At 40.6% G+C, this 11,781-nt stretch carries 13 protein-coding genes; 3 read left to right on the forward strand and 10 right to left on the reverse strand.

From position 1 onward, the window contains the following. Position 1 precedes the first annotated feature (1 nt). The 3 genes from NML75_RS01415 (at position 2) to NML75_RS01425 (ending at position 2,846) form a co-directional block, all read left to right on the forward strand. A complete protein-coding gene (locus NML75_RS01415) occupies positions 2–844 on the forward strand; it encodes a sugar ABC transporter permease (protein WP_004250462.1) in 843 nt (280 codons plus the stop codon). Positions 845–1,049: 205 nt separating this feature from the next. Further along, positions 1,050–1,850 (forward strand): DUF1189 domain-containing protein, encoded by an 801-nt coding sequence (locus NML75_RS01420; RefSeq protein WP_254731419.1) that lies wholly within the window; start codon positions 1,050–1,052, stop codon positions 1,848–1,850. Positions 1,851–1,859: 9 nt separating this feature from the next. Continuing rightward, positions 1,860–2,846, forward strand: coding sequence for a LacI family DNA-binding transcriptional regulator (locus NML75_RS01425; RefSeq protein ID WP_254731422.1), 987 nt, complete (start codon positions 1,860–1,862; stop codon positions 2,844–2,846). Positions 2,847–2,900: 54 nt separating this feature from the next. Here the strand turns inward: NML75_RS01425 and NML75_RS01430 are convergent, their stop codons facing one another. The 10 genes from NML75_RS01430 to NML75_RS01475 form a co-directional block, all read right to left on the reverse strand. Beyond that, a complete protein-coding gene (locus NML75_RS01430) occupies positions 2,901–3,842 on the reverse strand; it encodes a YitT family protein (protein ID WP_254731425.1) in 942 nt (313 codons plus the stop codon). Further along, entirely contained in the window at positions 3,820–5,583 is a 1,764-nt protein-coding gene (gene aspS, locus NML75_RS01435; RefSeq protein ID WP_254731428.1) for an aspartate--tRNA ligase, read from the reverse strand. The genes NML75_RS01430 and aspS overlap by 23 nt, the downstream gene beginning before the upstream one ends. A 137-nt stretch (positions 5,584–5,720) precedes the next feature. Beyond that, positions 5,721–5,936, reverse strand: a complete 216-nt coding sequence (locus NML75_RS01440; protein ID WP_070678314.1) for a hypothetical protein — start codon at positions 5,934–5,936, stop codon at positions 5,721–5,723. 18 nt (positions 5,937–5,954) lie between these two features. Then, positions 5,955–6,596 (reverse strand): CPBP family intramembrane glutamic endopeptidase, encoded by a 642-nt coding sequence (locus NML75_RS01445; protein WP_254731431.1) that lies wholly within the window; start codon positions 6,594–6,596, stop codon positions 5,955–5,957. 9 nt (positions 6,597–6,605) lie between these two features. Further along, a complete protein-coding gene (locus NML75_RS01450) occupies positions 6,606–7,307 on the reverse strand; it encodes a DUF3169 family protein (RefSeq protein ID WP_254731434.1) in 702 nt (233 codons plus the stop codon). Positions 7,308–7,321: 14 nt separating this feature from the next. After that, positions 7,322–7,672 carry a PspC domain-containing protein gene (locus NML75_RS01455; protein ID WP_254731437.1) on the reverse strand — a complete coding sequence of 117 codons (351 nt, stop codon included), beginning with the start codon at positions 7,670–7,672 and terminating at the stop codon, positions 7,322–7,324. Then, on the reverse strand, positions 7,669–7,872 hold the full coding sequence (locus NML75_RS01460) for a hypothetical protein (protein WP_254731440.1): 204 nt from the start codon (positions 7,870–7,872) through the stop codon (positions 7,669–7,671). The genes NML75_RS01455 and NML75_RS01460 overlap by 4 nt, the downstream gene beginning before the upstream one ends. Next, positions 7,872–8,075, reverse strand: a complete 204-nt coding sequence (locus tag NML75_RS01465) for a helix-turn-helix transcriptional regulator (protein WP_000916944.1) — start codon at positions 8,073–8,075, stop codon at positions 7,872–7,874. Before NML75_RS01465 ends, NML75_RS01460 begins: the two co-directional genes overlap by 1 nt. Positions 8,076–8,237: 162 nt before the next feature. Next, complete coding sequence (gene pgfM1 / locus NML75_RS01470; RefSeq protein ID WP_254731446.1) at positions 8,238–11,201, reverse strand: glycosyltransferase PgfM1; 2,964 nt, start codon at positions 11,199–11,201, stop codon at positions 8,238–8,240. 209 nt (positions 11,202–11,410) lie between these two features. Next, on the reverse strand, positions 11,411–11,781 hold a 371-nt coding region (locus tag NML75_RS01475; protein WP_254731449.1), incomplete at its 5' end, for an LPXTG cell wall anchor domain-containing protein.

Below are 11,781 nucleotides of genomic sequence, written 5' to 3' on the forward strand. Positions count from 1 at the left end.
GATGAATAACTCAGTCAAAATCAAACGTAGACTGTCTCAAACCCTTACTTATCTTTACTTAATTGGACTTTCAATCGTTATTATCTATCCTCTTTTAATCACGATTATGTCAGCCTTTAAGGCCGGTAACGTTGTGGCCTTCAAACTCGACAGCAATGTCAATTTCAGTCTTGATAACTTCAAAGGGCTCTTTACAGAAACCTTGTACGGCACATGGTACCTCAACACTTTGATTATCGCTTTGATCACTATGGTTGTTCAGACAAGTATTATCGTACTTGCTGGTTATGCCTATAGCCGTTACAACTTCTTGGCTCGTAAACAAAGTTTGGTCTTCTTCTTGATTATCCAAATGGTGCCAACAATGGCCGCTTTGACTGCCTTCTTCGTTATGGCCCTCATGTTGAACGCCCTTAACCAAAGCTGGTTCCTCATCTTCCTCTACGTTGGTGGAGGTATCCCGATGAATGCTTGGTTGATGAAAGGTTACTTTGACACCGTGCCAATGTCTCTTGATGAGTCTGCAAAACTTGATGGTGCAGGACATTTCCGCCGCTTCTGGCAAATCGTTCTCCCTCTTGTTCGCCCAATGGTTGCTGTACAAGCACTCTGGGCCTTCATGGGACCTTTCGGAGACTATATCCTCTCTAGTTTCTTGCTTCGTGAAAAAGAATACTATACAGTTGCCGTTGGTCTACAAACCTTCGTCAGCAATGCGAAGAACTTGAAGATCGCCTACTTCTCAGCAGGTGCTATCCTCATTGCTCTTCCAATCTGTACACTTTTCTTCTTCTTGCAAAAGAACTTCGTTTCAGGACTTACAAGCGGTGGCGACAAGGGGTAATATACCCCCGCCACCCTTTTTCATTTTTGAACTTGTACATCGATTGTCTGGTGAGAAACAAGAGCTTGCTGAGATTACCTTGTTAGTTAGTGGACGAATCATAACAAACATTCACTTTTAACAAGGATTCTACTATCCCCGCTTGAAATAAAAAACATTTCTCTATATAATACTCGTATAGAAAAATGCCTATAGAAAGAGATTTATGTTACCATATCCATTTTCTTATTTTAATAGTATTTGGGGATTTCGTAAGCCCCTATCTCATCGTTTTGGTCTAAATTGGTTTCAACTGATTTTTACCAGTATTTTCTTGATTAGCTTATCCATGGTGCCTATTGCTATCCAGAACAGTTCTCAGGGAACCTATCCTTTAGAGACGTTCATCGATGATGTCTATGCTCCATTGACGGACGAAGTCGTTCAGGATCTGACTACCAATGCTCAAATTGTAGATGGTAAACTAAGCTATACTGGTTCGACTCCTCATCAAGATTCTGTACAAATCGGGGCTACTGCTAGTTCAAGTTTCCCTGAGGAATTACTTCTTAGCTTTGAACCTGAGCAACTCGTCATCAGTAAGCAAGGAAAAGAACTAACCAGCATTCGCTATCATGCTATCACAACTGATAGTTTCCAAAGCAAGGAAAGCTTGACTCAGGCTATTTCAAAAGACTGGTATCAACAGAACCGCGTCTATATCAGCCTCTTCCTGGTCTTAGGTGCTAGTTTTCTCTTTGGACTTAATTTTTTCATTGTAGCTTTAGGTGCTAGCCTTCTGCTCTACTTCACGAAAAAATCTCGTCTCTTCTCATTTAAGACCTATAAAGAGTGCTATCATTTTATTTTGAACTGTTTAGGATTACCAACTTTACTGACCATGATTTTAGGTCTTTTGGGGCAGAATATGGCAACTTTGATCACTGTTCAAAACATTTTATTTGTTCTATATCTGGTCACTATCTTTTATAAGACTCATTATCGTGATCCAGACTACAAAAAGTAGGTGATTATTATGCCTGTTACGATTAAAGACGTGGCCAAAGCTGCAGGAGTTTCTCCTTCAACCGTAACCCGTGTTATTCAAAACAAATCAACGATTAGTGACGAAACAAAAAAAAGAGTTCGAAAGACAATGAAAGAACTCAATTATCATCCTAATCTTAATGCTCGAAGTCTTGTTAGCAGTTATACGCAAGTTATTGGCTTAGTCCTTCCAGATGATTCAGATGTTTTCTACCAAAACCCTTTCTTCCCTTCTGTTCTTAGAGGGATTGCACAGGTTGCCTCGGAAAATCACTATGCCATCCAGATTGCGACTGGTAAGGATGAAAAAGAGCGTTTAAACGCCATTTCACAAATGGTCTACGGAAAACGTGTGGATGGGCTTATCTTCTTGTATGCTCAAGAAAATGATCCTTTGGTGCAACTGGTTGTCGAGGAGCAATTCCCCTTCCTCATTCTTGGAAAATCACTTTCCCCTTTCATACCGCTTGTTGATAATGATAACATCCAAGCCGGATTTGATGCGACCGAATATTTCATCAAAAAAGGTTGCAGTCGCATTGCTTTCATTGGTGGTACCAAGAAACTCTTCGTTACCCAGGACCGTCTGACAGGTTACGAGCAAGCTCTTCAAGAACACAATCTGCCTCTTGATAATCACCGTACCTTCTTTGCAGACGAGTTTCTAGAAGAAAAGGGCTGTAACTTTAGTAAACAACTCTTTAAATATGACCCTCAGACCGATGCTATTATCACAACAGATAGTCTCCTAGCTGAAGGTGTCTGTAACTACCTCAACGAACACCAACTTGATGTTCCGGTCCTCAGCTTTGACTCGGTAAATCCAAGATTAAATCTGGCTGCCTATGTTGATATCAATAGTCTTGCTCTTGGCCGAACTTCATTTGAAACCATTCTTCAAATCATTAATGATGTCAAAGAGAATCGTCAAATCTGCTATCGTCAGGTGATTGCACACGAAATCGTTGAAAAATAAAAAACCAACTCTCTTTTTTGAGTTGGTTTTTTTGTATCCTATTTACCTGAACGACTAGTTTTCAACTTCGACAAATCGCCCAAGAATATGGACATTTTCTGAGACAGATACAAAGGCTGTCGGATCAACTTGTTTCATGATGAGTTTAAAATCATTAAATTCTGCACGAGTGATAACCGTTATCAAAACTGCCTTACGCTCGTGGTTATAAGTCCCTTCAGCATCGTGAATCATGGTCGCACCACGGTGCAATTTATGATGGATTTTCTCAATCACTGCGTCAGGATTGCTAGTGACGATCATGGCCTGCATGCGTTTCTGTTTGGTGAAAACTGCATCTGTTACACGGCTGGAGACAAAGATCGTAATCATGGAATAAAGGGCATATTTCCAACCAAAGGTCAAGCCAGCAATCAGCATGATTGTCCCGTTCACTAGGAAGGAGATACTTCCGACGTTACGCCCCGTCTTCTTACGAATAGTCAGACTGACAATATCTGTTCCACCACTGGAGATGTTATGGCGTAAAGCAAAGCCGATTCCCAGTCCCATGACGACCCCACCAAAGAGAGCATTGATGATTGGATCCTCTGTCAAGACCACCACTGGCACAAACTGGATAAAGAGCGAGCTCATGGATACCGTGATAAAGGTGAAAATCGTGAACTTATGTCCAATTTGGTACCAGGCTAAAATCATCAGCGGGATATTGATAGCGTAAAATGCTACTGAAATTGGGAAATAAAAGCCAAACAAGTGATTACTAAGCGCAGAAACGATCTGAGCCAAACCTGTTGCTCCACTTGAATAAACATGTCCTGGTTGGAAGAAAAAATTGACAGCTACTGCTGATAGAAAACCATATACTAGAGAAGCTGAAATTTTTTCATCGTATTTTTCTCGGGAGATACTTTGCAAAACACGTAAAATCTTCACCCGATAAGCAAAGCGGCGCAGATAATGGTACCACTTTTTAGTTAGTTTCGTTTGTTTCATCTTGTTCTACTTGTAGATTGAGTTCCTCTAATTGTTTAAGAGCTACTGTTGATGGTGCTTGGGTCATTGGGTCAGTTGCTTTGTTGTTCTTAGGGAAGGCAATGACTTCGCGGATATTTTCTTCTCCAGCGAGCAACATTACAAAACGGTCAAGTCCGATAGCCAATCCACCGTGTGGTGGGAATCCATAGTCCATAGCTTCCAATAGGAAACCAAACTGGTCATTGGCTTCTTCTTCTGAGAATCCAAGGGCCTTGAACATGCGTTCTTGGAGTTCTTTTTGGTTGATACGAAGGCTACCGCCACCAAGCTCATAACCGTTCAAGACGATATCGTAGGCAATAGCACGAACCTTAGCCAAATCTCCTTCAAGCTCATGGGCAGTATCTGCCTGAGGAAGAGTAAATGGATGGTGAGCGCTCATATAACGGCCTTCTTCTTCAGACCATTCAAACATTGGCCAGTCAACTACCCAGAGGAAGTTAAATTTGTCGTTATCAATCAAGCCAAGCTCTTTGGCAATACGTCCACGAAGGGCCCCAAGTGTTGCATTTGCTACTTCAAGCGTATCAGCAACAAAGAGAACCAAGTCTTTATCTTCAAGACCAAGCGCACTTGTTAAATCGCCTTGAATGCCAGTCAAGAATTTAGCAACTGGACCGTTTAATTCACCGTCAACAACCTTGACCCAAGCAAGACCTTTAGCGCCATACTGCTTGGCTACTTCTGTCATCTTGTCGATGTCTTTACGTGAATAGTTATCCGCAGCACCTTTGACCACGATGGCTTTAACGGCAGGTGCTTCTGAGAAGACTTTGAAATCTACACCTTTTACAAGATCTGTCAAGTCCTGAAGCAACATCTCAAAGCGAGTATCAGGTTTATCAGAACCATAAAGTGCCATGGCATCATCATACTTCATACGAGGGAATGGTAATGTCACTTCAATGCCTTTTGTTTCCTTCATCACGCGCGCAATCAAGCCTTCTGTGATATCTTGAATTTCTTGCTCAGTCAGGAATGAAGTTTCCAAGTCGACCTGGGTAAATTCAGGCTGACGGTCACCACGCAAGTCCTCATCACGGAAACATTTGACGATTTGGTAGTAACGGTCAAATCCAGCATTCATCAACAACTGTTTTGTAATCTGCGGACTTTGAGGAAGTGCGTAAAAATGCCCTTTATTGACACGAGATGGCACCAAGTAGTCACGCGCCCCTTCTGGTGTTGACTTAGAAAGGAATGGCGTTTCCACATCGATAAATTCCAACTCATCCAAGTAGTTGCGGATCGAATGTGTCACCTTGGCACGAAGCTTAAGGTTTTCCAACATCTCTGGACGACGAAGGTCAAGGTAACGGTAACGTAGACGCGTATCATCGTTCGCTTCAATACCATCCTTGATTTCAAATGGTGTTGTTTTAGCTGTATTAAGCACAGTAAGAGCCGTTACATTCAGTTCAACCGCTCCAGTCGCCAATTTATCATTTGCCTGCTCACGTGCTTCAACCTGACCAGTAACCTCGATGACGTATTCACTTCGAAGGCTTTCAGCTGTTGCCATCACTTCCGCAGAAACTTTTTCAGGGTTGATAACTAACTGCATAATCCCTTCACGGTCACGAAGGTCGATAAAGATCAATCCACCCAAGTCACGACGACGGGCAACCCATCCTTTCAAGGTAATTTCTTGTCCGATGTGCTCCTCACGAACACGACCAGCATACATACTACGTTTCATGTTTTCTCTCCTCTTGTATTCTGTTACTATTTTACCATAAAAGCGCAGGCTCTTCATGAAAATCATAAGAAAAGTTGAGAGTTTCCTCTTATAAATGAAAAAATCCAGCAAAGTCATTCGCTGGATTTGGGTTTTCTTTATTTTTTACGCTTTTCAGCAATCTCTTCTGTCTTCTTAGGAAGGACAATTTCTGTCACATAAGCTGTCGCAAATCGTATCACTCCTGCGATAGGAGCAAAGATAACCGCTAGATTGTTATAAAAGAAATCCCCCTTAATGAAATAGACAAGTAGGCCGATGACAAAGAAGAGAAAGACAGCCTGAATCACTGCTAATAATAGTACTCGCTTCATAATTTCCTCCTGAGTCTATTATAGCATCATTATCATCACAAATGAAATTAAATTATTTAAGGCATGCAATCCCATGCTATAAGCCAGACCACCCTTGTTGATATAAGCCAACCCCATACTAAGACCAAGGGCACTATAGACTAGGAATTGTTGAGGACTAGTAGGGAAATGAGCAAGTGCAAAAAGTACAGTGCTTACAAGAAGAAAGAGAGCTGTCTTCTTGACGTTGTCTTGTTGAGGGAAGACAAAGCGAGCCAACATACCTCTAAAGGTCAATTCTTCTGTCAGGGGTGCAAAGATGACAGCCATGAAGAATGTGAAGAGAGGTTGATTATGAGTCAATTCTTCTAACATCTTTTGACTGACTGATGGATCATTTGGCAAAAAGAATTGAGCAACAATGGCAAGGGCCCATACTAAGGCTGGCAGCCAGATGTATTTGTTAAGGGCTGTTTTTTCAATCGTAACGGTTCCTGTCTTATACCACTTGTAGGTAACGAAGGTGAAAATTCCTGCTAATAAGACATAAACAGGGACAGCAACATATTCAGGTGCACCCATTTTCAAGGCGGCTAAACCTACGCCCTGAATAAAACTATAGACCATAAGAAATGATAAGAAGGCAAGGCTATACCAGCCGATATTTTTAAGTGTTTTCATAATATTCTCCTATTTGAAATAACGTTTTGTTTTGCGCAATTGTGCAACATTCGTGTACAAATGGATGACAACTGCCACAAGTAGAGCAACCAACTGTACTTGGCCTAATACTACAGATAGAACTACTAAGACAACGTAGATACCAGGAATGAGGAGCTGATTGACCTTGAACAAGATCAAGTAAGCTTCTTCCATTTCAGCCTGTTTTTCTCCCTCGTCATAAGTATCGAGGTAGTCTAAAACTTCCTTGGGAGTCGCCGTAATAGAAAGTTTGTAGTTACGAATCTTGCTGGTGATTTTTAGACAGTAAGCACCCGCCCAGATACCTAAAACTATCAAAAGTAAGGATGCTGCTGATAGGCCTAAAGCTCCCAAATCTATTAGTAGACAGGAAAGCATACTAATTTGGCAAACATTCCAAGCTACTGTACCATAATCTAAGAAACGATACATGGCAAGGTAGTCTTGTTCGTTTTCTTCGTCCTCTTCTTCTCTTTGATAACTCTGATAGGCCTGATGGCTTTTTCTAGTGAAATAAAAGGTTAGAATCACCGTAAGCATCCCTAAACCAAGAAAGAATGATTTCAAGGCAACGACTACTTGCTCTTGACCGATACCTAAAGGATTAGCACCAAGGAAACCAGCAAATATTGCTAATAAAACACTTGCAAGAAAAATCTTCAGTGCAAAAATGATTTGTTTCTTTTCCATATTTCAACCTCTTTCTAAAACAAGCCAGACAACCATTGACCAAAAGCTTTACCTGATTCGAAGATAGCGGTCAAGCCTTCTGTTCCAAGTGATACCAAAATCATACAAACAGCAAACAAGAGAATAGCTTGATTTCTAGCTTTTTTTGGTCCATCTCCCAAGGGTTCATTGCCAAGCCAACCTGCTAGATAGGCATAGAGAGTTACTGTTATAATCCCGACCTCAGTCGAAGAGAGGAATAACAAGACTGTCACCAAACGAACGATATTGGCTTGAATGTTAAAATAATTTCCTAGACCTGCACAAACACCGGCAAGTGCTTTGTTCTCTGTATCGACTTGAAAACCTGCTAAAAACTCTTTCATAACTTTTCTCCTTTTAGGATCTCTTTAAACTTTATCTTTCTCTCTACCCATCTAAAGACTAATAGTAAAACTATGTTAATCCAGAAGAGGTATTTACTTTCAACAATTGTAAACCAACCAATGAGGCTTCCAATCATAGCCAAAAGATTTACGATAAACACAACTATAGATAGATAATAAATCACTTTATACTTGTTCATCACTCATCCTCCTCTAAGCGAAAGACTGATTCGACTGGCTCATGGAATATCTGAGCAATCTTCAGGGCAATGACGATGGATGGGGTGTATTCATCCCGCTCAAGCAAGCTGATGGTTTGCCTGGACACGCCAGCTAGTTTGGCCAGCTCTGTTTGATTCAGGCCATCGCGAGCCCGAAGCTCTTTTAGACGATTTTTTAGCATGTCTTTTTTCTCCTTTGTTCTTATCTTGATTTCATTGTAACATATCTTTTTATTTTTGACAAGCATATTTGTCAAAAAGTTTAAGATTTTTGTCATTTTGTAAAAGAAAACGGTCAGGAATGGTATCCTGACCGTATTTTTTTATAGTTGATAAAAGATTGCTTACTCAGCTGATGGAGCGTCTTGACTTTCTTTCAGCTGCTTTTTATCATCTTTCTTGTAATCTCTTCTGACGATATAAAGCGTTGTTAGACTGATGAGAGTCAATACAGCACCTGTAACCCTTCCTTTTTGGGAGAAGACAAATTCTACTTTGTGTTGTCCGGAAGTAATCGGGAATGAAATAAAGCTGTTCCATGCTTTTGTCACAGGGACATCCTTGCCATCCACTTTCACCTTCCAACCCTCACTATAAGGAATAGAGGTCATCATGTATTTACTGTCGTCAGTGATATTCACTGAACCGACGATATGAGTATTCGAGAATTTCTCAACTTGTAGACCTTGTTCCTTCCGCTTTTCTAAAGCACTTTGAATTTGACTGATTTCTGCGCGGTAAACTCCTGCATTTGAAAGGTCAACCTTATCTGTTTTAAAGCGGAACTCCAGTACAGACTCTTGATTCTCTGCATTGTCAGCGATTTGCCATAGTTGACGTTGCGTATTTCTCTTAGAATGAGTGAACCACTTGCCGTTCAGAAGGACGGAGTAATCTTTCTCAGAATTTAGACTTGCTGGTACGAAGAAGTAATAGGTCAAATTTGTTCGCGGAGTAATTCGGTAGCGAACGATTGCATCCTTAGAAGAATCCACCCGCTTGTAGACTGCAGTTCCTTTTTCTTTGTCGACATTTTCCTCAGTAAGATTTTCTGTTTCAACATCTCCGTAAGCTAGGGGTTTGAAGTAGTCGAGATAATTCTCTTCGCCTTTTTTCACGCCTTCCATAGAGTTAAGGATGATATTTTGATTTTGGATAGCGTTATTTCTACCAAAGTTGATGTTTCTTACTAAATCATTTGTTCCATAGGCTAATGGGAAAGAATTTGGATTTTCGTATACGATATAGCGTTCATCTTCGTAAACCTTCTGCGTGAAATAACGCTGCATATCAAATCGACTGGCAAAACGTGTGAAATACATTCTCTCAGGATGAGCTTCTTTCTCAGTAGGATCCAGGTCTTTGACATCCATATAGTAGCGAATCCCATATAATGCATCCGTCAGAGGAGTTCCATTTTCGTATTCAATTGCTTCATCGCCCGCTTGATCCCCCATATAGGCAAAGTGATTCATAGTGGACCTCTCCAAATTTGAACTAAAAGTACTCAAACCTGGATAACCTATCAGAGATGGAGTTGTTCGAGAATAGGCAAAGGTCGTTGCAATTCTATAGAAAGGTTCATCTGCATTTTCTTGGATTTTATCCGTCACACGTTTAACCGAGAGCGTTCCGTCCACAAATGTATCAACATTTGCATAACTAAAGGTCACTTGTGATAGATAGGCATTGTAGCCTAGCTCAAATACTGTCAGAGTTGATAACAAGACAACAGCTAAGCGAATCATTCGTGGACGTAGCAAGGCCAGTACAGCTAAGTAAATGAGTAGAGTTAAGACTACACGAGAAAAGAGATAACCTGTTTGCAACAATAACAGCAATACCACCACAGATCCAGCCGCAATCACCAATACCCTCTCCTTTTCTTTCTGGGACTTGGCAGAGCGTTCCCAGTATAGATAAAATCCTATAGCTGTAGCTGATACAACCAGTGTCACAATGGCAATAAAATGGCTATTGATAAACAGAGTTAGAGCCTCAGGTTGTTTTTTGGGTAGATAGGTAAAGTCTTTAGTATAGAGGTAGATTGCCGATAAGACTAGGGCTACAACTGATAGCAATTTCCCTCGGCGAGAGATTCTAAATTTCTCTTTTAACGCTTGATAGGCTAGAAGCAGCATGAAGAAAGAGAATAACCATGAGAAGCGGAAGAAGAATCCGGCAGGGTTCTGTCCCATATGCCAAATCTTACTAACAAATTCGTTTACAAAGGAAGTAAAGAAGATGAGAGTAACCACTCCCGCAGCCCATCTTCTTTCTTTGACTATCTCTCTTGATACAAAGTACAAGATAAAGCCGATAAACCCGAGAGCTCCAATATAGATATTTGGCAGGTTTGGTCCAGCTGCCCAACCTGATTGCGCATCAAAGCCCCCGATAGTTAGTTTGGATAAAATGTCTAAGGGATTAATCTGAAAGGCCATGGAAAATGTCATGGCCCCTCCTGCTTGTCCCTTACTTTCAATCAAGTTGAAAAATACTGGAACAAATAAGATTGAAGCCGCAGTAGACCCTAGGATAGAGTAGAGAAATACATCCCATAAGGGTTTGACGTAATGTTTGAGTTTTACTTTCCATGTCCCCTCGATAGAAAGACGAGGTGAAAGATAATAGCAGGTATATAAGACAACAAATAGCGATATCATATAGCCCATGTAGAATTGAAGGAATACCGTAAGACCAAGTACAAAGGCATATGGATAAGCCGCTTTGCCATCTAACAACTGCTCTAGATATAGGATGACAAGAGGAAGCATGAACATGGCATCATAAAAGATAACATTCATCTGGTAGGATACCAACATACCAGACAGGGCATAAGCTGTCGCAAACAAGGGAACCATCCATCGTTTTGACTCTGCACCCTTATAACGTTTAATTAAGAGATGAGCAAAGGAAAGTCCAAAAGCTCCATATCTGAGCCAGATTGTTAGAAAAACAGATAACCCTATATATTTTAAAGGCAGCAGAACATAAATAACATTGAAAGGGCTCATCAAATAATAGCCCAACTCACCAACCATATCTCCACCTATAGATTTAGTAAAGGAATATGTCAGACTACTTAAATCACCAGATAGAATGGCATTCTTTAGCAATCCATAAAAACTAATATACTGCTGATCAAAGACAACTGTCATTAAACTTTTATTTCCAAAAGGATAACTCCCCATGAAAAACCATACCACCAGCATGATGGTCATTGGTAGCAAGGCACTACTGACATAAAGGACACCCTTCGGATATTTTTCCTTTAATTTCTGCCATTGTGTCAACCAATTTTCCATTATTGATTTCTCCTCTATGTTTTTAACCAACTTCTGTTTGTTGTTTGCCACCGGCTACGTTAGCTAGTATTGTAATGTTGGCTTTGTGACTTTGTGATAAGTGGGGTTTCTCCTTGAAAAGGGAAGGATAGTATCTACTACTCCATCATTTTAACATTTAAAAAAGGAGAGAGCAATGCTCTCTCCTCTCTAAAGAAATTTATCTAATATTATTTAGTAAATTTACGTTTCATTACTACAGTACCTGACAAGATTACCACACCTGCCAATACAAGTACTAGGCTTGTAGTTTCACCAGTAAATGGAAGAGTTGATCCTTCTTCTGTTGTAGTCGTTGTATCTGCAGGTTTTGGAGCCTCAGTCGTTGTTGGAGCCTCAGTTGTTGTTGTAACTTCTGAAGGAGCTTCTGTTGTTGGAGCTTCTGTTGTTGTTGGAGCTTCTGTTGTCGTTGGTGCTGCAGTTGTTGATTCAGTAGTCGTTGTTGACTCTGTTGTTGATGCAGTCGTTGATTCAGTAGTCGTTGTTGACTCTGTTGTTGATGCAGTCGTTGATTCAGTAGTCGTTGTTGACTCTGTTGTTG

Origin of the sequence: Streptococcus sp. CF4-3 (assembly GCF_024295385.1) — a bacterium.
GTDB classification, from domain to species: domain Bacteria; phylum Bacillota; class Bacilli; order Lactobacillales; family Streptococcaceae; genus Streptococcus; species Streptococcus infantis_I.